The organism is Enterobacter quasimori (assembly GCF_018597345.1).
Taxonomy (GTDB): Bacteria; Pseudomonadota; Gammaproteobacteria; order Enterobacterales; family Enterobacteriaceae; genus Enterobacter; species Enterobacter mori.
Map to the genome: position 1 here is coordinate 824,312 of NZ_JAHEVU010000001.1, position 24,992 is coordinate 849,303.

Sequence of the window (24,992 nt, forward strand, 5' to 3'; positions counted from 1 at the left end):
ATGTCGTGAGTATTCCATGTCAGATAATAGCCAGAAAAAAGTGATCGTCGGCATGTCCGGCGGTGTCGATTCCTCCGTTTCCGCCTACCTGTTACAGCAACAGGGCTATAAGGTGGAGGGCCTGTTCATGAAGAACTGGGAGGAAGATGATGGTGAGGAATATTGCACTGCCGCTGCGGATCTCGCCGATGCGCAGGCCGTGTGCGACAAGCTCGGCATTGAACTGCACACCGTAAACTTTGCCGCAGAATACTGGGACAACGTCTTTGAACTGTTCCTCGAAGAGTACAAAGCGGGCCGCACGCCGAACCCCGATATTCTCTGCAACAAAGAGATCAAATTCAAAGCCTTCCTGGAATTCGCCGCGGAAGATCTGGGCGCAGACTACATTGCGACCGGTCACTACGTGCGTCGTGCAGACGTGAATGGCAAAAGCCAACTGCTGCGCGGTCTGGACGGCAACAAAGATCAAAGCTACTTCCTCTATACGCTGAGCCACGAGCAAATCGCCCAGAGCCTGTTCCCTGTCGGCGAGCTGGAAAAGCCGCAGGTGCGTAAAATCGCCGAAGAGCTGGACCTGATCACCGCGAAGAAAAAAGACTCTACCGGCATCTGCTTTATCGGCGAGCGCAAATTCCGGGAATTCCTGGGCCGCTACCTGCCCGCACAGCCGGGGAAAATCGTCACCGTTGACGGCGATGAAATTGGCCAGCATCAGGGCCTGATGTACCACACCCTCGGCCAGCGTAAAGGTCTGGGTATCGGCGGGACGAAAGAAGGTAGCGAAGATCCGTGGTACGTGGTCGACAAAGATGTCGAAAACAATATTCTGGTTGTTGCTCAGGGTCACGACCACCCGCGCCTGATGTCCGTTGGGCTTATCGCGCAGCAGCTGCATTGGGTCGATCGTGAGCCGCTGAACGGCACGCTGCGCTGCACGGTGAAAACGCGCTACCGCCAGACGGATATTCCCTGCACCGTCACCGCACTGGATGACGATCGCATAGAGGTGCGTTTTGACGAACCTGTTTCTGCCGTTACGCCGGGTCAGTCCGCTGTTTTTTACAGCGGCGAAATTTGCCTGGGCGGCGGGATCATTGAACAGCGCCTGCCGCTGCCCGCTGTTTAACCGATTGCACACATAAAGGAGAGCGTGTGGCGAAGAACTATTATGACATCACCCTGGCGCTGGCGGGAATTTGCCAGTCAGCCCGTCTGGTGCAACAGCTGGCGCATCAGGGTCACTGCGACGCCGATGCTCTGCACGTTTCACTTAACAGCGTTATCGATCTCAACCCGGGCTCTACGCTGGGTGTTTTCGGCGGCAGTGAAGCCAATCTTCGTCTCGGTCTTGAAACCCTGCTCGGCGTGCTCAATGCCAGCAACCGCCAGGGTTTAAACGCGGAATTGACCCGCTACACCTTAAGCCTGATGGTACTGGAACGTAAGCTAAACGCCGCAAAAGGCGCAATGAATACGCTGGGCGATCGCATTGCCGGGCTGCAGCGTCAGCTCGATCATTTTGACCTGCAGTCGGAAACGCTGCTGAGCGCGATGGCGGGGATTTATGTCGACGTCATCAGCCCGCTCGGCCCGCGCATTCAGGTCACCGGCTCGCCTGCTGTGCTGCAAAGCCCGCAGGTTCAGGCGAAGGTTCGCGCCTCGCTGCTGGCGGGCATCCGCGCCGCCGTGCTGTGGCATCAGGTTGGCGGCGGCCGCCTGCAGTTAATGTTTTCTCGTAATCGCCTGACCACTCAGGCAAAACAAATTCTTGCTCATTGTTAACCTCCCGGAGTTGCGAATTATGGAATTATCCTCACTGACCGCCGTATCCCCTGTCGATGGACGCTACGGCGATAAAGTCAGCGCGCTGCGCGGGATCTTCAGCGAATATGGTTTGCTGAAGTTCCGTGTTCAGGTTGAAGTACGCTGGCTGCAAAAGCTGGCCGCCCAGGCAGCAATCAAGGAAGTTCCTGCTTTTGACGAAAAGGCAAACGATTACCTTGATAAAATCGTTGCTGACTTCAATGAAGAAGATGCCGCGCGCATTAAGACCATTGAACGCACCACCAACCACGACGTGAAGGCGGTTGAGTACTTCCTGAAGGAGAAAGTGGAAAGCGTTCCTGCCCTGCACGCCGTGTCTGAATTCATTCACTTTGCCTGTACCTCTGAAGACATCAATAACCTGTCTCACGCGCTGATGCTCTCCACCGCGCGCAAAGAGGTGGTGCTGCCTTACTGGCGTAAAATCATCGACGCGGTAAAAGCGCTGTCCGCGGAATATCGCGACATTCCGCTGCTTTCCCGTACCCACGGCCAGCCGGCTACCCCCTCTACCATGGGTAAAGAGATGGCAAACGTGGCATACCGTATGGAGCGTCAGTATCGTCAGCTGGAACAGGTTGAGATCCTCGGCAAAATCAACGGTGCCGTTGGCAACTATAACGCCCACATCGCCGCCTATCCGGAAGTGGACTGGCACCAGTTCAGCGAAGAGTTCGTGACCTCTCTGGGTATTCAGTGGAACCCGTACACCACCCAGATTGAGCCGCACGACTATATCGCCGAGCTGTTTGACTGCATCGCGCGCTTCAACACCATCCTGATCGACTTCGATCGCGACGTGTGGGGCTACATCGCGTTGAACCACTTCAAGCAGAAAACGATCGCCGGTGAAATCGGCTCTTCCACCATGCCGCACAAAGTAAACCCAATCGACTTCGAAAACTCCGAAGGCAACCTGGGCCTGGCGAACGCCATGCTGCAGCATATGGCGAGCAAACTGCCGGTTTCCCGCTGGCAGCGTGACCTGACTGACTCCACCGTACTGCGTAACCTCGGCGTAGGCATTGGCTACGCGCTGATCGCCTATCAGTCCACCCTGAAAGGCGTGAGCAAACTGGAAGTGAACCGCGATCGTCTGCTGGACGAACTGGATCACAACTGGGAAGTGCTGGCAGAGCCAATCCAGACCGTGATGCGCCGTTACGGCATTGAAAAACCGTACGAGAAGCTGAAAGAGCTGACCCGTGGCAAACGCGTGGACGCTGAAGGCATGAAGCAGTTTATCGACGGTCTGGAACTGCCGGAGGACGAGAAAACGCGTCTCAAGGCGATGACCCCGGCGAATTATATTGGTCGCGCCGTCACAATGGTTGACGAGCTGAAGTAACCCTCTCTCCCCCTTTTCGCCCGAAAAGGGGGATGCTTTTCCCCGGTTTAGTCAATGTTTATCACCACAACAACATAATCAGCGTTAAACTATTCATACCAATTATTTAGGGAGAAGAGATGATGCGCGTACTGGTTGTTGAGGATAACGCATTGCTACGTCATCACCTGAAAGTTCAGCTTCAGGAGATGGGACATCAGGTGGACGATGCTGAAGATGCAAAAGAAGCCGATTATTATCTCAATGAACACCTGCCGGATATCGCCATTGTCGATTTAGGCTTGCCGGATGAAGACGGTCTCTCGCTGATCCGTCGCTGGCGCAGCCATGACGTCTCTCTGCCGGTGCTGGTCCTGACCGCCCGTGAAGGCTGGCAGGATAAAGTGGAAGTGCTCAGCGCGGGTGCGGACGACTACGTGACGAAGCCGTTTCATATCGAAGAAGTCGCTGCGCGCATGCAGGCGCTGTTACGTCGCAACAGCGGTCATGCTTCGCAGGTTATCTCCCTTCCGCCATTCCAGGTTGATCTTTCCCGCCGCGAATTTTCTATTAACAATGAAGTGGTCAAGCTGACGGCGTTCGAATACACCATCATGGAGACGCTTATCCGTAATAACGGCAAAGTGGTGAGCAAGGATTCCTTAATGCTCCAGCTTTACCCGGATGCCGAGCTACGGGAGAGCCACACCATTGACGTGCTGATGGGACGTTTGCGCAAAAAAATTCAGGCGCAATACCCGCAGGACGTGATCACCACGGTTCGTGGTCAGGGTTACCTGTTCGAATTACGCTAATGAAAGGGATTTCACGACACTTTCTGCCCCTTTCGCTGCGGGTGCGCTTTCTGCTGGCAACCGCTGCCGTGGTGCTGGTGCTTTCTCTTTCTTATGGGATAGTGGCGCTGGTCGGGTATAGCGTGAGCTTCGATAAAACAACCTTCCGTCTGTTACGCGGCGAAAGTAACCTGTTTTATACCCTGGCGAAGTGGGAAGATAACCACATTACCGTGGATATGCCTGAGCACCTCAATCAGCAAAGCCCAACGCTGGCGTTAATTTATGATGAAAAAGGCAAACTGCTGTGGGCTCAGCGCGACGTACCCTGGCTAAAAAAACGCATTCGCCCTGAATGGCTCAGGACGAATGGTTTTCATGAGATTGAGGCCGATCTCAATTCAACCAGCGCATTGCTGCATGACGATCGCGCCCTTCAGCAAAAGCTGAATGAGATACGCGAGGATGACGACGACACGGAGATGACCCACTCCGTCGCCATTAATCTCTATCCCGCTACCATGAACATGCCGCAGTTGACCATCGTGGTGATCGACACCATTCCGGTTGAGCTTAAGCGTTCTTATATGGTCTGGAGCTGGTTCGTGTACGTTCTGGCCGCCAATCTTCTGCTGGTTATCCCTCTGCTGTGGGTCGCAGCATGGTGGAGTTTACGTCCGATAGAATCACTGGCCAAAGAGGTTCGCGAGCTGGAAGAACATCATCGTGAAAAGCTCAACCCGGAAACCACGCGTGAACTCACCAGCCTGGTGCGTAATCTTAACCGCCTGCTGAAAAGCGAGCGCGAACGCTATGATAAATACCGCACCACGCTCACCGACCTGACGCACAGCCTTAAGACGCCACTGGCGGTCATGCAGAGCACGCTGCGTTCCATGCGTAGCTCAACGCTCAGCGTTGATGACGCAGAGCCTGTGATGCTTGAGCAGATCAGTCGCATCTCGCAGCAAATTGGCTATTATCTCCATCGCGCCAGCATGCGTTCAGGAAGTGCGTTATTGAGCCGCGAGCTGCATCCGGTGGCACCTTTACTGGACAACCTCACTTCCGCGCTGAACAAGGTGTATCAGCGTAAAGGGGTGAACATCAGCCTCGATATCTCGCCGGAAATCAGCTTCGTGGGCGAGAAAAATGATTTCATGGAAGTGATGGGTAACCTGCTCGATAACGCCTGTAAATACTGCCTGGAGTTTGTGGAAGTGTCCGCGCGCCAGACGGATAACGAGCTGCACATCATCGTTGAAGACGACGGGCCCGGCATTCCCCGCAATAAACGTGAAGTGGTGTTTGATCGTGGTCAACGCGCCGATACGCTGCGTCCGGGTCAGGGGGTGGGGTTAGCCGTCGCCCGGGAGATTGTCGATCAGTACGATGGCAAAATTGAAACGGGTGAAAGCCTGCTGGGCGGTGCGCGAATGGAGGCTATTTTTGGCCGTCAGCATCCCACATCGAACGATACTTGACCCGTTATGTGAAAAATGCGCGGATCTCGCACTCAGGCTCCTGAGCTTCCGTTATAATCCGACTCAATAAGAGCCTGCGGAATAAAAAAATATGGAATATCACTTAGCACTTAACTGGCCCGAGTTTATCGAGCGCTACTGGCAAAAACGCCCGGTGGTTCTCAAACGCGGGTTCAGCAATTTTGTCGATCCTATCTCCCCTGACGAGCTGGCCGGCCTGGCCATGGAAAATGAAGTCGACAGCCGCCTGGTCAGCCACCAGGACGGAAAATGGCAGGTCAGCCACGGTCCTTTCGAAAGCTACGATCACCTGGGCGAAAATAACTGGTCTTTACTGGTGCAGGCGGTCAACAACTGGCATGAGCCTACCGCCGCCTTAATGCGCCCGTTCCGCGCCCTGCCCGACTGGCGAATGGACGATCTGATGATCTCCTTCTCCGTTCCCGGTGGCGGCGTCGGCCCGCATCTGGATCAGTACGACGTGTTTATCATTCAGGGTACCGGCCGCCGTCGCTGGCGCGTGGGTGACAAAGTACCGATGAAACAGCACTGCCCGCATCCGGACCTGCTTCAGGTTGACCCGTTTGAAGGGATCATCGACGAAGAGCTGGAGCCGGGCGATATTCTCTACATTCCGCCGGGATTCCCGCACGAAGGTTACTCCCTGGAAAACTCGCTCAACTACTCCGTGGGGTTCCGCGCGCCAAGCGGGCGCGAAATGATCAGCGGCTTCGCTGACTACGTTCTCCAGCGCGAGCTGGGCAGCTACCGCTACAGCGACCCGGACGTGCCATCGCGTGAACACCCTGCTGACATCCTGCCGGAAGAGCTTGATAAGCTGCGCGGCATGATGCTGGATTTGATCAACGAGCCGGAACACTTTAAACAGTGGTTTGGTGAGTTTGTCAGCCAGTCACGCCACGAGCTGGACGTTGCGCCGCCGGAGCCGCCCTATCAGGCCGATGAGATTTATGATGCCCTGCAACAGGGTGACAAGCTGGTTCGCCTCGGTGGGTTACGCGTGCTGCGCATTGGTGAAGATGTCTTCGTCAACGGCGAAAAGCTGGACTCTCCACACCGTCCGGCGCTGGAAGCGATTGCCAGCCATCTGGTGCTCACTGCCGATACCTTTGGCGACGCGCTGGAAGACCCGTCCTTCCTCGCGATGCTGGCCGCGCTGGTGAACAGCGGGTATTGGTTCTTTGAGGACTGATCGGTGATATTCGCCGGGTGGCGGCTGCGCCTTACCCGGCCTACAAAAGCGTGATGCCGTAGGCCCGGTAAGCGAAGCGCCACCGGGCGTTTTCTCAGCGTTTTGCCGTCAGTTCAGCTATCCGCACAATCACCTTCACCGCCTTTTCCATTCCTTCCAGCGTCACAAACTCATGCTTGCCGTGGTAGTTATACCCGCCGGTAAACAGGTTCGGGCAAGGTAATCCCATAAACGACAATTGCGAGCCATCAGTACCGCCGCGAATCGGCTTCAGCTGCGGTTCAATATCGCAGTCGCGCATCGCCTGCTGGGCGATATCGAGAATATGCGGATGCGCCATCACCTTCTCGCGCATGTTGTAATAGCTGTCTTCGATGATGAGTTCAATGTAGCAATCAGGGTGTAATCCTTTCCCCACCTTCTTGGCGATCTCCATCATCTTACGCTTGCGCGCCTCAAAGGCTTTGCGGTCGAAGTCGCGAACGATGTAGTGCATTTGCGCGCTGTCCACGGTGCCTTTGATGCTGGTCAGGTGATAGAACCCTTCATACCCCTCGGTCTGTTCGGGGCTCTCTTCCGCCGGGACTTCCGCATGAATTCGTGACGCCAGCGACAGCGCGTTCACCATGACGCCTTTCGCCGAACCGGGGTGAACGTTATTGCCGACAATTTTGATCGTGACGGACGCGGCATTGAAGTTTTCATACTCCAGTTCACCGACGCCGCCGCCGTCAACGGTATAGGCCCACTGCGCGTTAAAGGCCTCCACGTCGAAGTGCTTCGCCCCCTTGCCGACCTCTTCGTCCGGCGTAAAGGCCACGCGGATATCCCCGTGTGGGATGTTTTTATCCTTCAGCACCGCCAGCGCGGTCATGATTTCGGCAATGCCCGCTTTATCATCCGCCCCCAGCAGCGTTTTGCCGTCGGTGGTGATCAGCGTCTGGCCCAGCAGCTGGTGCAGCACCGGGAACATGACGGGCGAAAGCACTTCGTCGCCGATGCCCAGCGCAATGTCGCCGCCGCGGTAGTTTTCCACAATCTGCGGGTTTACATGTTTACCGCTAAAATCCGGAGAGGTGTCGACATGGGAGATAAAGCCAATCGCCGGGATATCCCCGTCGACATTCGCCGGCAGCGTTCCCATCACAGTGCCTTTCTCGCTTAACGTGACGTTGACCAGCCCCATGGCGTCAAGCTGCTCTTTGAGCAGATTTAATAACTTCCACTGGCCTTCGGTGCTCGGCACCTGGCGAACACCCGGCTTAGATTGGGTATCCAGCGAAACGTACTGTAAAAAACGCTCAAGTAATTTATCCATGCAGTCACCCTCACTTTTTGTGACAACATTATCAATAAGCATCAAAACGCAAATATTGCGTCAGGTCACTTTTATCCCGCAAACGAGAATATTTTCCGTTTATATCGTTATGCGTTAGTAAATGTAGCTTATGAATCAGTGACAAGGATTGGCGATTGCAGGGGATTGCCGTAGAATGTCCGCCCTCATTACGAGTCACCAAGGTGGTTACACACAAACCCCGCTTCAGTCTGCTGCCTGAGGCGTCTATATGGGACAGCGCAAAAATTGAATACACAAACCCGTTCACCGCTGGTGAAACTGGAACGAATTCGTAAAAGTTTTGATGGCAAGGACGTCATTTCCGACCTCACTCTCACCATCAATGACGGTGAGTTTCTGACGCTGCTTGGCCCCTCCGGCTGCGGCAAAACAACCGTACTGCGCCTTATCGCCGGGCTGGAAAGCGTCGATAACGGCCATATCCATCTTGAAAACCAGGACATCACCCAGGTTCCCGCCGAAGACCGTCACGTCAACACTGTCTTTCAGAGCTATGCCCTCTTCCCACACATGACCGTGTTTGAGAACGTGGCGTTTGGCCTGCGGATGCAAAAAACGCCTGCCGCTGAGATCCCACCGCGCGTTACCGACGCCCTGCGGATGGTACAGCTGGAAGAGTTTGCCCAGCGTAAACCCCATCAGCTTTCCGGCGGCCAACAGCAGCGCGTCGCCATCGCCCGCGCCGTGGTCAACAAGCCGCGTCTGCTCCTGCTGGATGAATCCCTCTCCGCGCTGGATTACAAGCTGCGCAAGCAGATGCAGAACGAGCTCAAGGCCCTGCAGCGCAAGCTCGGCATTACCTTTGTCTTCGTCACCCACGATCAGGAAGAGGCCCTGACCATGTCTGACCGCATCGTGGTGATGCGTGACGGCAAAATCGAGCAGGACGGCACGCCGCGTGAAATCTACGAAGAGCCGAAGAATCTGTTTGTCGCTAGCTTCATTGGCGAGATCAATATATTCGACGCCACGGTGATTGAGCGTCTGGACGACCAGCGCGTCCGGGCCCGCGTTGAAGGACGGGAGTGTGCCATCACGGTGAATTTCCCCGTTGAAAAGGGACAAAAGCTTAACGTTCTGCTGCGCCCGGAAGATCTGCGCGTTGAGGAAATTCACGGCAATACCGAGGCCGAAGGGTTAATCGGCTATATCCGCGAGCGCAACTACAAGGGGATGACGCTGGAGTCCGTTGTTGAGCTGGAAAACGGCAAGATGGTGATGGTCAGCGAGTTCTTTAACGAGGACGACCCGGACTTCGACCACTCTCTCGACCAGAAAATGGTTATCAACTGGGTAGAAAGCTGGGAGGTTGTGCTGGCTGATGAAGAACACAAGTAAATTCCAGAATGTGGTGATTGCCACGATCGTCGGTTGGCTTGTGCTGTTTGTCTTTTTACCCAACCTGATGATAATCGCCACCAGCTTCCTGACCCGCGACGAAGCAAACTTCGTTAAGCTGGTCTTTACGCTGGACAACTACGCGCGCCTGCTCGATCCGCTCTATTTTGACGTTCTGCTGCACTCGCTCAATATGGCGCTGATTGCCACCCTCGCCTGTCTGATGCTGGGGTATCCCTTCGCATGGTTTCTCGCGGGCCTGCCACAAAAGGTACGCCCCCTGCTGCTGTTTTTACTGATTGTTCCCTTCTGGACCAACTCGCTCATCCGTATTTATGGTCTGAAGATTTTCCTCAGCACAAAGGGTTATCTGAATGAGTTTCTGCTGTGGCTGGGGGTGATTGATACGCCGATACGCATCATGTTTACCCCGAGCGCGGTGATTGTCGGCCTGGTTTATATCCTGCTGCCGTTTATGGTGATGCCGCTCTACTCCAGCATTGAGAAGCTGGATAAACCGCTGCTGGAAGCGGCAAAAGATCTGGGTGCCAGTAAGCTGCAGACCTTTATCCGTATCATTATTCCGCTGACGATGCCCGGCATTATCGCGGGCTGCTTGCTGGTGATGCTCCCGGCGATGGGCCTGTTCTACGTGTCGGATCTGATGGGCGGGGCGAAAAACCTGCTGATCGGTAACGTAATCAAGAGTCAGTTCCTCAACATCCGCGACTGGCCGTTCGGCTCGGCCACCAGCATTACGCTGACGGTGGTGATGGGTCTGATGCTGCTGGTCTACTGGCGCGCCTCACGGCTGCTGAATAAAAAGGTGGAACTCGAATGATCGGTCGACTGCTTCGCGGCGGTTTTATGACCGCCATTTACGCTTATTTGTATATCCCGATCGTTATTTTGATCGTGAACTCGTTTAACAGCTCGCGCTTTGGGATTAACTGGCAGGGCTTTACCACCAACTGGTACAGCCTGCTGATGAACAACGACAGCCTGCTGCAGGCCGCTCAGCACTCGCTGACGATGGCGATCGTCTCCGCCACCTTCGCGACGCTGATTGGCTCGCTCACCGCCGTCGCGCTCTACCGCTACCGCTTTCGCGGCAAACCGTTCGTCAGCGGCATGCTGTTTGTGGTGATGATGTCGCCGGATATCGTCATGGCCATTTCGCTGCTGGTGCTGTTCATGCTGCTGGGCGTACAGCTTGGCTTCTGGTCGCTGCTGTTCTCGCATATCACCTTCTGCCTGCCGTTTGTGGTGGTGACCGTCTTTGCGCGTCTTAAAGGGTTCGACGTGCGCATGCTGGAGGCGGCGAAAGATCTGGGTGCCAGCGAGATGACCATCCTGCGTAAAATCATTCTGCCGCTGGCGATGCCTGCCGTGGCGGCCGGATGGCTGCTTAGCTTCACCCTGTCGATGGATGACGTGGTAGTCTCCTCCTTCGTGACCGGGCCGAGCTATGAAATTCTGCCGTTGAAGATCTATTCAATGGTGAAAGTCGGCGTCTCACCTGAGGTGAACGCGCTGGCGACCATTCTGCTGGTGTTTTCGCTGGTTCTGGTGATTGCCAGCCAGGTTATTGCTCGTGATAAAACAAAATCTCAGGGGACAATGAAATGAAAAAAATGCTCGCCGCTGCGGCGCTGGTGCTTGGCATGGGTGCCGCGCACGCTGATGACAGCAAAACGCTCTACTTCTACAACTGGACCGAGTACGTGCCGCCCGGGCTACTGGAACAGTTCACCAAAGAGACGGGCATCAAGGTTATCTACTCGACCTATGAGTCGAATGAAACCATGTACGCCAAGCTCAAAACCTACAAAGACGGTGCGTACGATCTGGTGGTGCCCTCCACCTACTTTGTCGACAAAATGCGCAAAGAGGGCATGATCCAGAAGATCGATAAAACGAAGCTGACCAACTTCGGCAATCTCGACCCGGAGATGCTTAACAAGCCGTTCGATCCGAATAACGACTACTCCATTCCTTACATCTGGGGGGCGACAGCTATTGGCGTGAACAGCGATGCCATCGATCCGAAAACGGTTACAGGCTGGGCCGATCTGTGGAAACCGGAATACAAAGGCAGCCTGCTGTTAACCGACGATGCGCGTGAGGTGTTCCAGATAGCGCTGCGTAAACTCGGCTATTCCGGTAACACCACCGATCCGAAAGAGATCGAAGCGGCCTACAACGAGCTGAAAAAGCTGATGCCTAACGTGGCGGCATTCAACTCTGATAACCCGGCAAACCCATATATGGAAGGCGAAGTGAATCTGGGGATGGTGTGGAACGGCTCCGCGTATGTTGCCCGCCAGGCCGGTACGCCGCTGGAGATCGTCTGGCCGAAAGAAGGCGGGATCTTCTGGATGGATAGCCTGTCGATTCCGGCCAACGCGAAAAACGTGGACGGCGCGCTGAAGCTGATTAACTTCCTGCTGCGCCCCGACGTGGCGAAACAGGTGGCTGAAACCATCGGCTACCCGACACCAAATCTGGCTGCACGCAAGCTGTTAAGCCCTGAAGTCGCGAATGATAAATCGCTGTACCCTGATGCTGATACCGTCAGCAAAGGCGAATGGCAGAACGACGTGGGTGACGCGAGCCGTCTTTATGAAGAGTATTATCAGAAGTTAAAAGCAGGTCGTTGAGATGTGACGGGCGACGCGATGTCGCCCGTCACAACTACAGCCCCTTCAGGAGTTTATCCACAAAAGCTGGCACCACTTCACTTGCCAGGCCATAGTGTTTTTCTTCAAACTCACTGCCCACCTGACTCGGCTCCAGATTAAGCTCTACCGTATGCGCGCCCTGGAGTTTAGCCTCGTGAACAAATCCCGCCGCCGGATAGACGTGCCCGGACGTACCGATGGCAATGAACACGTCCGCCATCGCCAGCGCGCTGTAGATCTCATCCATGCCCAGCGGCATTTCGCCGAACCACACCACGTGCGGGCGTAAACGCGCAGGAAACTGACAGCAATGGCATTTGTCTTCCGGCAGCACGTCCTCTTTCCAGTCCAGCACCTGACCGCTCCAGGCGCAGCGAACCTTGAGCAGCTCGCCGTGCATGTGGATGATGTTTTTGTTACCCGCCCGCTCGTGCAGGTTATCGATATTCTGCGTCACCAGCAGAAAACGATCCCCCAGCGCCTCTTCCAGCTTAGCCAGCGCCAGATGCGCCGCGTTAGGCGCAATCTCAGGCTGCTGAAGCTGGCGACGGCGGGCGTTATAAAACGCCTGCACCAGGTCCGGATCGCGGGCGAAACCTTCCGGCGTCGCCACGTCCTCGACACGGTGCTCTTCCCACAGCCCGTCCGCCGCGCGGAAGGTTCGAATTCCTGACTCGGCGGAGATCCCCGCGCCGGTCAGCACCACCACTCTGGGTTTATCCATCGCTTCTGGCATCATTCTGTCTCTGAAAAAGATTCGCTGGCGCAAGCGCTCACGCAAGCGGCGTTTGTTTTTGCGAAAACGGCTGAGTCGACCCTGGCGACGCGACAGCATAGAAACCTCGTAAACTAATCGGTGAGATGAAGGAATGCGGCTCCGCGCATGCCTCCTGCGTCCCCGTGTCGCGCGCGTTCAATACGCGGCACGCGGGCAACCGGCAATAAATGTCGGGGCAAACGCCCGGACAACCGTTCCGTAATCGCGGTAAAGTTTGACAGCCCTCCCCCGATCACCAGCAGATCCGGGTCGACGATGGTGAGAATATTTCCCAGACACACCGCCAGCAGATCCAGATAACGCTCGACGTGCTCACGCGCCTGCGCATCCCCTTGCTCCCACAGGGTAATGATTTGAGGGGCCTCAAGTTTCTGATGATAGAAGTGTTCGTAAAGCCATGCAAACCCGCGGCCGGAGAGGTAGTTCTCAATACAGCCGTGCTGGCCACAGCCGCAGCGGGTCAGCGGGAAATCACGCCCCACCACCTCGAGAGCATCCACCGGCAGGCGGATATGGCCAAACTCGCCGGTAATGTAGCTGCGGCCGGTAATGGGCTTACCGTTGATGACGATTCCTCCGCCGACGCCGGTACCGAGGATCAGCCCCATCACCAGCGGATAGCGACGGAATTCATCGTCCCAGGCTTCAGAGAGCGCAAAGCAGTTGGCATCATTGTCTAAACGCACGTCGCGTTCAAGGAGAGCAGAGAGATCGGCGCGCAGCGGTTTACCGCTGGCGGCAGGCACGTTGGCCGCGTAAAGCGTACCGTCGTCGGTTTCGGGCATGCCCGGAATACCGATGCCGACGCTGCCTTTCACGCCGAAACGTTCATCCGCCTGCGCCACCAGCGCGGCAATCGCGGTTAAAAATTCGTCGTAGCTTTCGCGCGGCGTGGGAACGCGGGTTTCCCACTGCAGTTTAAGGTCTTTATCAAACGCGCCGAGCGCAATCTTGGTGCCGCCAATATCAAATCCATAATACATAAACGCATTCCTCTTTCGATCTGGCGACCCGAAAGCCGCTAGATCATGACGTAATTACTGGCCACTTAATACCCTCGCCGGATCAATTCGGCTTGCGCGACGCGCCGGATACCAGCTTGCCAGCAGACTCAGTAAAAGTGCTGTAACCAGCACATAAAAAACGTCCAGCCAGTGCAGTTCAGACGGCAGGAAGTCAATAAAATAGATATCACCCGACAGGAACTGGTGGCCGATAAGCTTTTCGATCCCGTTGATGATTGGGGTCAGCTGCAGGGAAACCACCACGCCAATCACCACGCCGCACAGGCTGCCGAACAGCCCCGCCAGCAAACCGTACCAGACGAAGATGGCGCGAATAAGACCGTCTTTCGCCCCGAGGGTACGCAGCACGGCGATGTCGCCGCTCTTGTCCTTGACCGCCATCACCAGCGTCGAGACGATATTAAAGCACGCCACACCAATCACCAGCACCATCGCCAGATACATAATGGCGCGGATCATCTGGATATCACGGTACATATACCCATAAGTGCCGATCCAGCTTTTGATGTAGACATAGTTATTGGTCACGCTGCCCGCGTCGCGCACCAGCTTGTTGGCGTTAAAGACGTCGTTCACCTTAATGGCAATGCCCGTCACGCTGTCGCCCATGTCGAGATACTGGCGCGCGTCTTCCATCGGCACCATCGCAAAGCTGTGATCGAGCTGACCGCTCAGCTGAAGAATACCGGTGACGTGCAGGCGCACGCGCTTAGGCTGCTGCAGTTTGTGGTCGGCGCTGGCGTTCGGGATCATGATTGACACCCAGTCGCCCTGCTTCACCTTCAGGGCATCGGCCACGCCTTTACCCATGATGATCTGCTGCTCGCCCGCCTTGAAGTTGGCCCACGCGCCGTTCTGCACATAGTTCGGCAGCGCGCTGAGACGCGCTTCCTGCGCCGGGTTCACCCCTTTCACCTGAATGGCGCGCAGGTTTACCCCGCTCTCCACCAGCCCGGTAAAGTTAATGTAGGGTGCAGCCGCGGCGATGCCCGGCACGTTTTCAACTTTGGCGAGCGCATCGCTCCAGTTCGTCCATGGCTGGTTAACCGGCTCGATCTCCCCGTGCGGCACGACCGCCAGAATGCGGTTGTTCAGCTCGCGCTCAAAGCCGTTCATCGCGCTTAAGCCTACGATCAGCACCGCCACGCCCAGCGCAATACCGATGGTCGAGATGACGGAGATCAGCGACACCATGCCGCCGCGACGGCGGCCGCGGCTAAAACGTAAACCGATGAGTAACGATAACGGTGACGCCATTACTCTGCTCCCATCAGGGTCAGTTCCGCGTTCAGATGGCCGTCGCGCATCTCAAGCTGGCGCCCCATGCGCTTTGCCAGCTGCAGATCGTGGGTTACCACCAGAAACGCGGTGCCCTGAGAAGCGTTCAGCTCGCCCAAAAGCTGGAAGATACTGTCCGCATTGCGTGCATCCAGGTTACCGGTTGGCTCATCCGCCAGCACCAGGCGCGGGTTGTTGACCAGCGCACGGGCAATCGCCACGCGCTGGCGCTCGCCGCCGGAAAGCTCAGAGGGACGATGGTTTCCGCGATGGCCCAGCCCTACCGCTTTCAGCATGTCGCTGGCACGGGCGTTAATTTCTGCCGGTTTCTTTTTGCCAATCAGCAGCGGCATCGCCACGTTTTCCAGCGCCGTGAAGTCCGGCAGCAGGTGGTGGAACTGGTAGATAAAGCCCAGCTCGCGGTTACGCAGCTCGGCTTTCGCCGCGGAGGACATTTTGCTCATCGGCTGGCCGGAGAAAATCACGTCGCCTTCGGTTGGCGTATCCAGCCCGCCCAGCAGATGCAGCAGCGTACTTTTGCCCGAGCCGGAGCTACCGACAATCGCCATCATCTCGCCTTCGCCCACGCTAAAGCTCACATTGTGCAGCACGTCGGTCTGCACAGTGCCTTCCTGATAGCGTTTGGACAGGTTGTCGCATTGCAACAGGATCTTATTCATAACGTAAAGCCTCAGCGGGTTGAGTGGCGGCGGCGCGCCAGGAAGGATAAAGCGTAGAAAGCAGCGCAATGGCCATCGCGGCCAGCGCAATACCGACCACCTGCAGCGGCTCGATAGCCACCGGCAGCGCCGCGCCGTCAAGCAGCGCGCCGATGATCGGCATTAAGTTATTGAGCTGGCTGGCAAGCAGTGCCCCCAGCACGGCGCCGAGCAGCGCGCCGATGATACCGGCACTGGCCCCCTGCACCATAAATACGGCCATGATCTGGCGCGGCGTGAGCCCCTGGGTTTGCAGGATGGCAACTTCGCCCTGCTTCTCCATCACCATCAGGCCCAGCGAGGTGATGATGTTAAATGCGGCCACGGCCACGATCAGGCTCAGCAGCAGCCCCATCATGTTTTTCTCCATGCGAACGGCCTGGAACAATTCGCCTTTGCGCTCGCGCCAGTCCTGCCATTTGGTGCCGTCCTGCAGCGTTTGCTGGCTGAGGGTATCGACCTTGAGCGGCTGATCGAGCCACAGGCGCCAGCCGGTAATGTTTCCCGCCGGGTAGCGCATCAGGCGCGACGCATCCTGAATGTTCACCAGCATCTGATAGCCGTCGACTTCGCTGTTGGCGGCAAAGGTACCTATCACATTGAACAGGCGCTGGCTTGGCAGGCGCCCCATCGGCGTAAACTGGCTGGCAGAAGGTACCATCACCCGCAGCTGGTCACCGCGGTTGACGCCAAGCTGGCCGGCAAGCTGTTCGCCGAGGATAACGTTGTATTTACCGGGCTGCAGATCGGATTGCTTCACGTTAACCAGATACGGCGTCAGCGGATCGTTTTGGGCCGGATCAATCCCCAGCATCACGCCGACCGCCACGCTGCGGGCGCTTTGCAGCACCACGTCGCCGGTCGTCAACGGCGCTACGCGCGTGACGCCCTGTAACTTCGCCGCGCTTTCCGGCAGCTGTTGTGGGTTCACGGAACCGTTGGTTGAGGAGAGAACGGCCTGCGGCATCAGCCCCAGGATGTTGTTTTGCAGCTCGCGCTCAAAGCCGTTCATGACGGAAAGCACCGTCACCAGAGCCATTACGCCGAGCGTAATGCCAATAGTCGAAAGCCAGGAGACAAAGCGACCGAAGCGGTCGGCGGCGCGCCCACGCATGTAACGTAAGCCTATAAAGAGTGCGACAGGTTGATACATGAAATCCGTCTGTTTGCTGATAGCAGACCCACGAGTATATAAGCGAATCCGTTAAGCGTAAATGACTGAAACCGTAAGCTTTGGTAATCATTTTTCCGAAAAATTCAGATAAATCAGGGTGCTATTGTCTGAATACTCACCTTGCAACCTCCACCTTTTCCGAAAAACCTCCTGATACAGACTGTTACCCGTTACATCTCTCTGTCGTTTTAGAACAATTACCCGTTCGTTTATGGCAAAACAGGTATTGGTTACCGATGAAACAAAAAGCATTATGGATTAATCAGATAAAGGGGCTGTGCATCTGCCTGGTGGTGATTTACCACTCGGTCATCACCTTTTATCCTCATCTCAGCGGGCTGCAGCATCCGCTGTCAGGGCTTCTCGCCAAATGCTGGGTCTATTTTAACCTGTATCTCGCACCGTTCCGCATGCCGGTGTTTTTCTTTATCTCCGGCTTTCTGATCCGCCGATACATTGACGAAGTCGACTGGCGCACCAGCCTTGACAAGCGCATCTGGAGCATCGTCTGGGTGCTGGCGCTATGGGGAATACTGCAGTGGCAGGCGCTGACCCACCTCAATGCCTGGCTCGCACCGGAACGTGAACTGGCAACCTCCTCGAATGCGGCCTACGCCGACTCTGTCTCGGGCTTTATTCTGGGTATGCTCACGGCCAGCACCAGCCTGTGGTATCTGTATGCCCTGGTGGTCTATTTCACCCTGTGCAAACTGCTGAGCCGCTGGAAGCTGCCTGTCCTGGGCCTGCTGGCGCTGGCGAGCATTGCCATTAACTTCCTGCCGCTGCCGTGGTGGGGAATGAACAGCGTCGTGCGTAACATGATCTACTACAGCCTGGGCTCGTGGTACGGTGCACAGCTTATGGCCTGGATGAAGGGGCTGAAAATAGGTCGCGTCTGGCTGGCGCTGATCGCGTTCGGGGCGGTATCCGTGGTGCTGTGGTTTGCAAACGTTCCTCTCCCGCTCTCACTGCTGTCGATTGTGCTGATCATGAAGCTTTTCTACAGCGTTGAGCAACGTTATGCCGTCCATCCCGGAAACCTGCTGAATGTGGTGGGTTCGAATACCATTGCGATTTACACCACGCATCGCATTTTAATTGAGGCTTTTAGCCTGTTCCTGATTGGTGAAATGAATGCCGCGTACTGGCCGGCGTGGGCCGAGTTAACGCTGATTCTGGTTTATCCGTTCGCCAGCCTGCTGGTCTGCACCCTTGTAGGGCTTGGCATACGCAAGATTTCCACCTCTCTCTTTGGCGATGTCTTTTTCTCCCCGCCCGCTACGCTCTCCCCGTCAACGGCGACCCGCTGATGCCCTCTCCGCCCCCTTGTCGGGGGCGAATTGCCTCCCGTGCGCTTACAATTTGCTAATGCAAAACGATCGAGGATAATAAAGACATTGCGTATCAGTGATATGCCCCAATACTGTTGGTATATCCATAAGAGACTCTGACATAGCCATGCCTGAACACTATCGCTTTACCTTGCCTGTTAAAGCAGGCGACCAACGCCAGCTGGGCGAACTCACGGGCGCGGCGTGCGCCACGCTGGTGGCAGAAATCGCTGAGCGCCATCCCGGCCCGGTGGTGCTGATTGCCCCGGATATGCAAAACGCCCTGCGCCTGCATGACGAAATCCGTCAATTTACCGATAGCCTGGTGTCCAGCCTGGCCGACTGGGAAACGCTGCCGTATGACAGCTTCTCCCCGCATCAGGAGATCATCTCTTCACGCCTGTCTACGCTGTATCAGCTTCCGACCATGCAGCGCGGCGTGTTAATTGTGCCTGTCAATACGCTGATGCAGCGCGTCTGCCCGCACAGCTATCTGCACGGTCACGCGCTGGTGATGAAAAAAGGCCAGCGCCTGTCGCGTGATGCCCTGCGCGCGCAGCTTGACGGTGCCGGTTATCGCCATGTCGATCAGGTGATGGAGCACGGGGAATACGCCACCCGCGGCGCGCTGCTCGATCTTTACCCAATGGGCAGCGACCAGCCGTACCGCCTGGATTTCTTTGACGATGAAATCGACAGCCTGCGCGTGTTCGACGCCGACACGCAGCGCACGCTGGAAGAAGTGGAATCCATCAACCTGCTGCCCGCACATGAATTCCCGACGGACAAAACCGCTATCGAGCTGTTCCGCAGCCAGTGGCGCGACAGGTTCGACGTAAAGCGCGATGCCGAGCACATTTATCAGCAGGTCAGCAAAGGCACTCTGCCTGCGGGGATCGAATACTGGCAGCCCCTGTTCTTCAACGAGCCGCTGCCCGCGCTGTTCAGCTATTTCCCGGCGAACACGCTGATTGTCAACACCGGGGATATTGACGCCAGCGCCAGCCGCTTTGAAAGTGAAACTCGCGCTCGCTTCGAGAACCGTGGCGTGGATCCGATGCGTCCGCTGCTGCCGCCGGAAACGCTTTGGCTGCGCAGCGATGAGCTCAATGCCGAACTGAAGCGCTGGCCGCGCATGCAGCTCAGAACCGACTCGCTCGCGGATAAAGCGGCCAATACCAACCTGGCCTTCCAAAAGCTGCCGGACCTCTCCGTACAGGCGCAGCAAAAATCCCCGCTGGATAATCTGCGCAAGTTCCTGGAATCCTTTACCGGGTCGGTGGTCTTCTCCGTTGAAAGTGAAGGTCGTCGCGAAGCGTTAGGCGAACTGCTTGGGCGCATTAAGATCGCGCCAAAGCGCATTTTGCGGCTGGACGACGCCACCGGAACGGGTCGCTATCTGATGATCGGTGCCGCTGAGCATGGGTTTATCGACACGCTCAACAACGTGGCGCTGATTTGCGAAAGCGACCTTCTCGGCGAGCGCGTGGCGCGCCGCCGTCAGGATAGCCGTCGCACCATCAACCCGGACACGCTGATCCGCAACCTGGCCGAACTGCACCCGGGCCAGCCGATTGTTCACCTCGAGCACGGCGTCGGACGCTACCAGGGGATGACCACCCTTGAAGCAGGCGGCATCAAAGGTGAATACCTGATGTTGACCTACGCCAACGACGCCAAACTCTATGTGCCGGTCTCGTCCCTGCACCTGATCAGCCGCTATGCAGGCGGTGCCGAAGAGAATGCACCGCTGCACAAGCTGGGCGGCGACGCCTGGGCGCGCGCGCGCCAGAAGGCGGCGGAAAAAGTGCGCGACGTGGCGGCCGAGCTGCTGGACATCTATGCCCAGCGCGCGGCCAAAGAAGGTTATGCGTTTAAGCATGATAAAGAGCAGTATCAGCTGTTCTGCGACAGCTTCCCGTTTGAAACCACGCCGGATCAGGCGCAGGCCATTAACGCGGTGCTGAGCGACATGTGCCAGCCGCTGGCGATGGACCGCTTAGTGTGCGGTGATGTGGGCTTCGGTAAAACTGAAGTCGCCATGCGCGCCGCCTTCCTGGCCGTGGAGAATAACAAGCAGGTGGCGGTACTGGTGCCTACTACCCTGCTTGCCCAGCAGCACTTCGACAACTTCCGCGACCGCTTTGCCAACTGGCCAGTGCGTATCGAGATGCTGTCGCGTTTTCGCAGCGCTAAAGAGCAGACGCAAATTCTGGAACAGGCCAGTGAAGGTAAAATCGATATCCTGATCGGCACCCACAAGCTGCTACAAAGCGACGTGAAGTGGAAAGATCTGGGGCTGCTGATCGTCGACGAAGAGCACCGCTTCGGGGTGCGCCATAAGGAGCGCATCAAAGCGATGCGTGCCGACGTCGACATTCTGACCCTGACCGCAACGCCTATCCCGCGTACGCTGAACATGGCGATGAGCGGCATGCGCGATCTGTCGATTATCGCCACGCCACCGGCGCGCCGTCTGGCGGTAAAAACCTTTGTCCGCGAATATGACAATCTGGTGGTGCGCGAAGCGATCCTGCGTGAAGTGCTGCGCGGCGGCCAGGTGTACTACCTCTACAACGACGTAGAGAACATTCAAAAAGCGGCGGACAGGCTGGCGGAGCTGGTGCCGGAAGCGCGTATCGCTATCGGTCACGGACAGATGCGCGAGCGCGAGCTGGAGCGGGTGATGAATGATTTCCACCACCAGCGCTTCAACGTGCTGGTGTGTACCACCATCATTGAAACCGGTATTGATATCCCGACCGCGAACACGATTATTATCGAACGCGCGGATCACTTTGGCCTGGCACAGCTGCACCAGTTGCGCGGTCGCGTCGGGCGTTCGCACCATCAGGCCTACGCCTGGCTGCTGACGCCGCATCCGAAAGCGATGACCACCGACGCTCAAAAGCGTCTGGAAGCCATCGCCTCACTGGAAGACCTTGGCGCAGGCTTTGCGCTGGCGACACACGATCTCGAGATCCGCGGTGCCGGTGAACTGCTGGGTGAAGACCAGAGCGGCTCGATGGAGACCATCGGCTTCTCGCTCTATATGGAGCTGCTGGAAAATGCCGTCGATGCGCTGAAGGCCGGACGCGAGCCGTCGCTGGAAGATTTAACCAGCCAGCAGACCGAGGTGGAATTGCGTATGCCTTCCCTGCTGCCGGATGATTTCATTCCTGATGTGAATACCCGTCTGTCGTTCTACAAACGTATCGCCAGCGCAAAAAAAGAAAACGAGCTGGAAGAGATCAAGGTGGAGCTGATCGACCGCTTCGGGCTGCTGCCGGATGCCGCGCGAAATCTGCTGGATATCGCGCGGCTTCGTCAGCAGGCGCAAAAGCTGGGCATTCGCAAGCTCGAAGGGAATGAAAAAGGCGGCGTGATTGAATTCGCGGAAAAAAACCATGTCGATCCGATGTGGTTGATTGGTTTGCTGCAAAAACAGCCGCAGCACTTCCGCCTGGACGGCCCGACGCGTCTGCGTTTTACTCAGGAACTGGCAGAACGCAAAACCCGCATGGACTGGGTGCGCAACTTTATGCGCCAGCTTGAAGAGAACGCTATCGCGTAATCTTCTCCCCCGCCAGCGCCTGGCTGACGGGGGAGAATTTACAAACTCTTTGCACTTCACCCGATCTTCCCGACACACCTGTTCGCCATAATTATCTTTAACCCTTTATAAAACAATAACCTTATCATTTATAGGGATTATGATAATGACCGCTTCGCGTTTTACTCGCTGGATCACCCTGCTTGCGCTTGCCGCTACGGTAGCCGTTGCGCTGCCTGCGCGCGCAAACACCTGGCCCCTTCCCCCCCCTGGCAGCAACGTTGTCGGGCAAAACCGTTTTCATGTTGTTGAAGATAACGGGGGTTCGCTGGAGGCCATTGCCAAAAAATATAACGTCGGCTTTCTGGCCTTGCTGCAGGCCAACCCCGGTGTCGATCCTTACGTGCCGCGCGCTGGCAGCGTGCTGACGATCCCGCTTCAGACCATTCTTCCTGATGCACCGCGCCAGGGGATCGTGATTAACCTTGCCGAGCTTCGGCTTTACTATTATCCGCCGGGTAAAAAAGAAGTGACCGTTTATCCAATCGGTATCGGCCAGCTGGGCGGGGATACGCTGACGCCAACCATGGTCACTACCGTGTCGGATAAACGTGCTAACCCAACCTGGACACCTACGGCAAATATTCGCGCACGCTATAAAGCTCAGGGCATCGATCTGCCCGCAGTCGTGCCAGCGGGACCGGACAACCCAATGGGTCATCACGCGATCCGCCTCGCGGCATACGGTGGGGTTTATCTGCTGCATGGAACGAATGCGGATTTCGGCATCGGTATGCGCGTCAGCTCCGGCTGTATTCGTTTGCGCGATGACGACATCAAGACGCTCTACAGCGTGATTACGCCGGGCACAAAAGTGAACATTATCAACACGCCGATTAAGGCCTCGGAAGAGCCCGGCGGCGTGCGGCTGGTCGAAATTCATCAGCCATTATCAAAACATCTCGGTGACGATCCGCAGACGCTGCCCATTCCATTGAATGCCGCGATGGTGAGCTTTAAATCGAATACGAATACCGATAGCGTGGTGATGGAGCGCGCGATGGAAGCCCGCTCAGGAATGCCAATCGACGTCACGCGACATGGAGACGTCACTCCGCAGTCACTGTAAGTACCAAAAAAACGCCCTGCAAATGCAGGGCGTTTTTTATAGCAGTGGCATAAATGAGGGTTCAGCCAGGCTTATTTATAGATAACAGCAGTACCATGCAGGGTGTTAGGGCCGGTCACTGAGGTGATGCGGAACGATTTCGCCCCCATCTCGTCCGCTTTCTGCGCCAGCTGATCTTCCAGAGAGCCCAGGTTAGTCCCCGCGTTTGCAGAGATGGTACCCACTTTTTGTTGGTCAGCAGGAGTAGATTGTACTTCTACAGCGGCGAAGCTTGCGAAAGAGAGTGAGCTAAGTACAGCAGCAGCGATCAGGGTTTTTACGTTTTTCATGATTTTTACCTTTAGGCAGATGAATTGGGCGTCGTAAGTTATTTACTTAACGATCGATAGGTAAATGATAGATGTGATCCAGCTCACACGTCAACATGTTTTTATAACGACCGTTAAATTAATTTTATTTCCGTTAATTTTCATACCCATATGATTAATTTATTTTTAAGCAAACTACGCTGGTCGCGGGATGGGTTTATTTTTATAATGGTCATTCAACAAACCAACTGAGGACCAACGGCAAATGACAACCGAAGTCACGAGTTGCGCAAAGAAAAGCCGTGGCCGACCAAAAGTGTTCGACAGGGATGCGGCGCTCGATAAGGCCATGACACTCTTCTGGCAACATGGGTACGAAGCGACCTCGCTTTCCGATCTGGTCGAAGCGACCGGCGCCAAGGCACCCACGCTGTATGCGGAATTTACCAACAAAGAGGGGCTGTTCAGGGCAGTGCTGGACAGATACATCTCGCGCTTTGCGGCAAAACACGAGGCGCAGCTTTTTTGCGAAGAGAAAAGCGTTGAGCAGGCGTTGCAGGACTATTTCTGCGCCGTCGCGACCTGCTTTACCAGCAAAGACACGCCCGCGGGCTGTTTTATGATCAACACCTCCGCCACGCTTGCTGCGTCGTCGAAAGAGATTGCCAATACGGTGAAATCCCGCCACGCCATGCAGGAGGAGACGTTAAGTACGTTTCTGGCCCAGCGGCAGCAGCGCGGTGAAATCCCGGCGCATTGCCGCCCGCAGGAGCTGGCGCAATACCTGAGCTGTATTTTACAGGGTATGTCCATTAGCGCCCGTGAAGGGGCTACGCTTGAAAAACTGCAGAGTATTACGCAAACCACGCTGCGTCTGTGGCCTGAACTGCTTAAACTTTAAGGCAAAAAAAAAGCTCCTCAGCCTGAGCGCATGAGGAGCTAAGTTCAGAGAACATCTTTTTTACACTTTGTTGTTCAGTACTAGCTGACCATTGTTGTCCAGAGGGATCTGGGTGCCAGGGTCTTTATCCATGCGGATTTTGCCCTGCTGGTCGCCAATTTTGTAGGTTACGTCATAGCCCAGCATTTTTTCTGACTTGTCATAAACGGTTTTGCAGCGCTGCTGCGTGGTGGTGTACGTGTCGTTGTCCTGCATGGCGCCCTGCACCTGATTACCGGCATAGCCGCCACCCAGTGCCCCTACAACCGTCGCCACATCTTTACCACGTCCGCCACCAAACTGATGACCAATCACGCCACCGGCTACGGCCCCGAGAACTGAACCGGCAATGCGGTTTTCATCCTGAACCGGACGACGGTGAGTCACGGAGACGTTACGGCACTCCTGACGAGGGGTTTTCACGGTTTCTTTAATCGGGGTAGCGGAAACAACCTGCGCATACTGCGGGCCACGATCAAGTACGTTGAGACCGGCTACGGCAGCCACACCTAGCGCAGCAGCGACGCCAATCCCTATACCCGCCAACATTGATTTATTCACGGGACTTCCTCCTTTGTTGCTATTGGAAACTATTTTGCAGCAGGGGTCAGTCCTCGCCAATAAGACAAAGGATTAAAAAATGGCCGTATGGGGGAGATATATCGTGTTTGAGAGAACTCTTAAGCACGCAAAGTGTAATGTACAGCATGAAATGCTAAAAAAACCCTCCGGA

The 24,992-nt window shown here is 56.1% G+C and carries 22 protein-coding genes; 14 read left to right on the forward strand and 8 right to left on the reverse strand.

Annotated features, from left to right (window positions below):
* The first annotated feature begins 16 nt into the window (after positions 1-16).
* From mnmA to KK102_RS04025, 6 genes are all read left to right on the forward strand, one after another.
* Positions 17-1,129 (forward strand): tRNA 2-thiouridine(34) synthase MnmA, encoded by a 1,113-nt coding sequence (gene mnmA, locus KK102_RS04000; RefSeq protein WP_126543737.1) that lies wholly within the window; start codon positions 17-19, stop codon positions 1,127-1,129.
* A 26-nt stretch (positions 1,130-1,155) separates the two neighbouring features.
* Positions 1,156-1,785 carry a high frequency lysogenization protein HflD gene (hflD, locus tag KK102_RS04005; protein ID WP_010430005.1) on the forward strand — a complete coding sequence of 210 codons (630 nt, stop codon included), beginning with the start codon at positions 1,156-1,158 and terminating at the stop codon, positions 1,783-1,785.
* 19 nt (positions 1,786-1,804) lie between these two features.
* Positions 1,805-3,175 (forward strand): adenylosuccinate lyase, encoded by a 1,371-nt coding sequence (gene purB, locus KK102_RS04010; protein WP_216357014.1) that lies wholly within the window; start codon positions 1,805-1,807, stop codon positions 3,173-3,175.
* A 122-nt stretch (positions 3,176-3,297) separates the two neighbouring features.
* Positions 3,298-3,969, forward strand: a complete 672-nt coding sequence (phoP, locus tag KK102_RS04015) for a two-component system response regulator PhoP (protein ID WP_010429800.1) — start codon at positions 3,298-3,300, stop codon at positions 3,967-3,969.
* Complete coding sequence (phoQ, locus tag KK102_RS04020; protein ID WP_211445989.1) at positions 3,969-5,432, forward strand: two-component system sensor histidine kinase PhoQ; 1,464 nt, start codon at positions 3,969-3,971, stop codon at positions 5,430-5,432. The genes phoP and phoQ overlap by 1 nt, the downstream gene beginning before the upstream one ends.
* Before the next feature lie 91 nt (positions 5,433-5,523).
* The gene (locus tag KK102_RS04025) at positions 5,524-6,645 is read left to right on the forward strand and encodes a ribosomal protein uL16 3-hydroxylase (protein WP_126543734.1); all 1,122 of its coding nucleotides are present in this window, start codon (positions 5,524-5,526) and stop codon (positions 6,643-6,645) included.
* Between the two features lie 94 nt (positions 6,646-6,739).
* Here the strand turns inward: KK102_RS04025 and pepT are convergent, their stop codons facing one another.
* Positions 6,740-7,963: a peptidase T gene (pepT, locus tag KK102_RS04030; RefSeq protein ID WP_126543733.1), complete on the reverse strand. Its 1,224-nt coding sequence runs from the start codon at positions 7,961-7,963 to the stop codon at positions 6,740-6,742.
* A gap of 237 nt (positions 7,964-8,200) precedes the next feature.
* Between pepT and potA the strand changes: the two genes are divergently transcribed.
* Genes potA through potD form a run of 4 tightly spaced genes read left to right on the forward strand, consistent with a single transcriptional unit; the run spans position 8,201 to position 12,003 of the window.
* Positions 8,201-9,343 (forward strand): spermidine/putrescine ABC transporter ATP-binding protein PotA, encoded by a 1,143-nt coding sequence (potA, locus tag KK102_RS04035; RefSeq protein WP_216357359.1) that lies wholly within the window; start codon positions 8,201-8,203, stop codon positions 9,341-9,343.
* The gene (potB, locus tag KK102_RS04040) at positions 9,327-10,184 is read left to right on the forward strand and encodes a spermidine/putrescine ABC transporter permease PotB (RefSeq protein ID WP_216357015.1); all 858 of its coding nucleotides are present in this window, start codon (positions 9,327-9,329) and stop codon (positions 10,182-10,184) included. The genes potA and potB overlap by 17 nt, the downstream gene beginning before the upstream one ends.
* Complete coding sequence (potC, locus tag KK102_RS04045; RefSeq protein WP_126543730.1) at positions 10,181-10,972, forward strand: spermidine/putrescine ABC transporter permease PotC; 792 nt, start codon at positions 10,181-10,183, stop codon at positions 10,970-10,972. Before potB ends, potC begins: the two co-directional genes overlap by 4 nt.
* Positions 10,969-12,003 (forward strand): spermidine/putrescine ABC transporter substrate-binding protein PotD, encoded by a 1,035-nt coding sequence (gene potD, locus KK102_RS04050; RefSeq protein WP_126543729.1) that lies wholly within the window; start codon positions 10,969-10,971, stop codon positions 12,001-12,003. The genes potC and potD overlap by 4 nt, the downstream gene beginning before the upstream one ends.
* A gap of 34 nt (positions 12,004-12,037) precedes the next feature.
* On the opposite strand, the gene cobB is transcribed toward potD, so the two are convergent.
* The 5 genes from cobB to lolC are packed head-to-tail and all read right to left on the reverse strand — an operon-like array spanning position 12,038 to position 16,977.
* Positions 12,038-12,859: a Sir2 family NAD+-dependent deacetylase gene (cobB, locus tag KK102_RS04055; protein ID WP_010429776.1), complete on the reverse strand. Its 822-nt coding sequence runs from the start codon at positions 12,857-12,859 to the stop codon at positions 12,038-12,040.
* 14 nt (positions 12,860-12,873) lie between these two features.
* Positions 12,874-13,785: an N-acetylglucosamine kinase gene (gene nagK / locus KK102_RS04060; protein ID WP_216357016.1), complete on the reverse strand. Its 912-nt coding sequence runs from the start codon at positions 13,783-13,785 to the stop codon at positions 12,874-12,876.
* 54 nt (positions 13,786-13,839) lie between these two features.
* Positions 13,840-15,084: a lipoprotein-releasing ABC transporter permease subunit LolE gene (gene lolE / locus KK102_RS04065; RefSeq protein WP_216357017.1), complete on the reverse strand. Its 1,245-nt coding sequence runs from the start codon at positions 15,082-15,084 to the stop codon at positions 13,840-13,842.
* Positions 15,084-15,785 (reverse strand): lipoprotein-releasing ABC transporter ATP-binding protein LolD, encoded by a 702-nt coding sequence (gene lolD / locus KK102_RS04070; protein WP_010429765.1) that lies wholly within the window; start codon positions 15,783-15,785, stop codon positions 15,084-15,086. The genes lolE and lolD overlap by 1 nt, the downstream gene beginning before the upstream one ends.
* A complete protein-coding gene (gene lolC, locus KK102_RS04075) occupies positions 15,778-16,977 on the reverse strand; it encodes a lipoprotein-releasing ABC transporter permease subunit LolC (protein WP_216357018.1) in 1,200 nt (399 codons plus the stop codon). The genes lolD and lolC overlap by 8 nt, the downstream gene beginning before the upstream one ends.
* 257 nt (positions 16,978-17,234) lie before the next feature.
* Between lolC and KK102_RS04080 the strand changes: the two genes are divergently transcribed.
* The 3 genes from KK102_RS04080 to ldtC all read left to right on the forward strand — a co-directional run bounded on the left by KK102_RS04080 (position 17,235) and on the right by ldtC (position 23,011).
* Entirely contained in the window at positions 17,235-18,308 is a 1,074-nt protein-coding gene (locus KK102_RS04080) for an acyltransferase family protein (protein WP_216357019.1), read from the forward strand.
* 148 nt (positions 18,309-18,456) lie between these two features.
* Positions 18,457-21,903, forward strand: coding sequence for a transcription-repair coupling factor (mfd, locus tag KK102_RS04085; protein WP_216357020.1), 3,447 nt, complete (start codon positions 18,457-18,459; stop codon positions 21,901-21,903).
* 142 nt (positions 21,904-22,045) lie between these two features.
* Positions 22,046-23,011: a L,D-transpeptidase LdtC gene (gene ldtC, locus KK102_RS04090; RefSeq protein WP_126543868.1), complete on the forward strand. Its 966-nt coding sequence runs from the start codon at positions 22,046-22,048 to the stop codon at positions 23,009-23,011.
* A gap of 71 nt (positions 23,012-23,082) precedes the next feature.
* On the opposite strand, the gene bhsA is transcribed toward ldtC, so the two are convergent.
* A complete protein-coding gene (gene bhsA / locus KK102_RS04095; RefSeq protein WP_006174713.1) occupies positions 23,083-23,340 on the reverse strand; it encodes a multiple stress resistance protein BhsA in 258 nt (85 codons plus the stop codon).
* Positions 23,341-23,584: 244 nt separating this feature from the next.
* Between bhsA and comR the strand changes: the two genes are divergently transcribed.
* Positions 23,585-24,220: a TetR family copper-responsive transcriptional repressor ComR gene (comR, locus tag KK102_RS04100; protein WP_010429744.1), complete on the forward strand. Its 636-nt coding sequence runs from the start codon at positions 23,585-23,587 to the stop codon at positions 24,218-24,220.
* 60 nt (positions 24,221-24,280) lie between these two features.
* Here the strand turns inward: comR and KK102_RS04105 are convergent, their stop codons facing one another.
* Positions 24,281-24,820, reverse strand: a complete 540-nt coding sequence (locus tag KK102_RS04105; RefSeq protein WP_029485037.1) for a glycine zipper 2TM domain-containing protein — start codon at positions 24,818-24,820, stop codon at positions 24,281-24,283.
* Positions 24,821-24,992 lie beyond the last annotated feature (172 nt).

What these genes read in the sequence shown, in the direction of transcription:
- mnmA (WP_126543737.1), top strand. Translation starts at nt 17, where the DNA reads ATGTCAGATAATAGCCAGAAAAAAGTGATCGTCGGCATGTCCGGCGGT.
- purB (WP_216357014.1), top strand. Translation starts at nt 1,805, where the DNA reads ATGGAATTATCCTCACTGACCGCCGTATCCCCTGTCGATGGACGCTAC.
- phoP (WP_010429800.1), top strand. Translation starts at nt 3,298, where the DNA reads ATGCGCGTACTGGTTGTTGAGGATAACGCATTGCTACGTCATCACCTG.
- phoQ (WP_211445989.1), top strand. Translation starts at nt 3,969, where the DNA reads ATGAAAGGGATTTCACGACACTTTCTGCCCCTTTCGCTGCGGGTGCGC.
- KK102_RS04025 (WP_126543734.1), top strand. Translation starts at nt 5,524, where the DNA reads ATGGAATATCACTTAGCACTTAACTGGCCCGAGTTTATCGAGCGCTAC.
- pepT (WP_126543733.1), bottom strand. Translation starts at nt 7,963, where the DNA reads ATGGATAAATTACTTGAGCGTTTTTTACAGTACGTTTCGCTGGATACC.
- potB (WP_216357015.1), top strand. Translation starts at nt 9,327, where the DNA reads ATGAAGAACACAAGTAAATTCCAGAATGTGGTGATTGCCACGATCGTC.
- potC (WP_126543730.1), top strand. Translation starts at nt 10,181, where the DNA reads ATGATCGGTCGACTGCTTCGCGGCGGTTTTATGACCGCCATTTACGCT.
- potD (WP_126543729.1), top strand. Translation starts at nt 10,969, where the DNA reads ATGAAAAAAATGCTCGCCGCTGCGGCGCTGGTGCTTGGCATGGGTGCC.
- cobB (WP_010429776.1), bottom strand. Translation starts at nt 12,859, where the DNA reads ATGCTGTCGCGTCGCCAGGGTCGACTCAGCCGTTTTCGCAAAAACAAA.
- nagK (WP_216357016.1), bottom strand. Translation starts at nt 13,785, where the DNA reads ATGTATTATGGATTTGATATTGGCGGCACCAAGATTGCGCTCGGCGCG.
- lolE (WP_216357017.1), bottom strand. Translation starts at nt 15,084, where the DNA reads ATGGCGTCACCGTTATCGTTACTCATCGGTTTACGTTTTAGCCGCGGC.
- lolD (WP_010429765.1), bottom strand. Translation starts at nt 15,785, where the DNA reads ATGAATAAGATCCTGTTGCAATGCGACAACCTGTCCAAACGCTATCAG.
- lolC (WP_216357018.1), bottom strand. Translation starts at nt 16,977, where the DNA reads ATGTATCAACCTGTCGCACTCTTTATAGGCTTACGTTACATGCGTGGG.
- KK102_RS04080 (WP_216357019.1), top strand. Translation starts at nt 17,235, where the DNA reads ATGAAACAAAAAGCATTATGGATTAATCAGATAAAGGGGCTGTGCATC.
- mfd (WP_216357020.1), top strand. Translation starts at nt 18,457, where the DNA reads ATGCCTGAACACTATCGCTTTACCTTGCCTGTTAAAGCAGGCGACCAA.
- bhsA (WP_006174713.1), bottom strand. Translation starts at nt 23,340, where the DNA reads ATGAAAAACGTAAAAACCCTGATCGCTGCTGCTGTACTTAGCTCACTC.
- comR (WP_010429744.1), top strand. Translation starts at nt 23,585, where the DNA reads ATGACAACCGAAGTCACGAGTTGCGCAAAGAAAAGCCGTGGCCGACCA.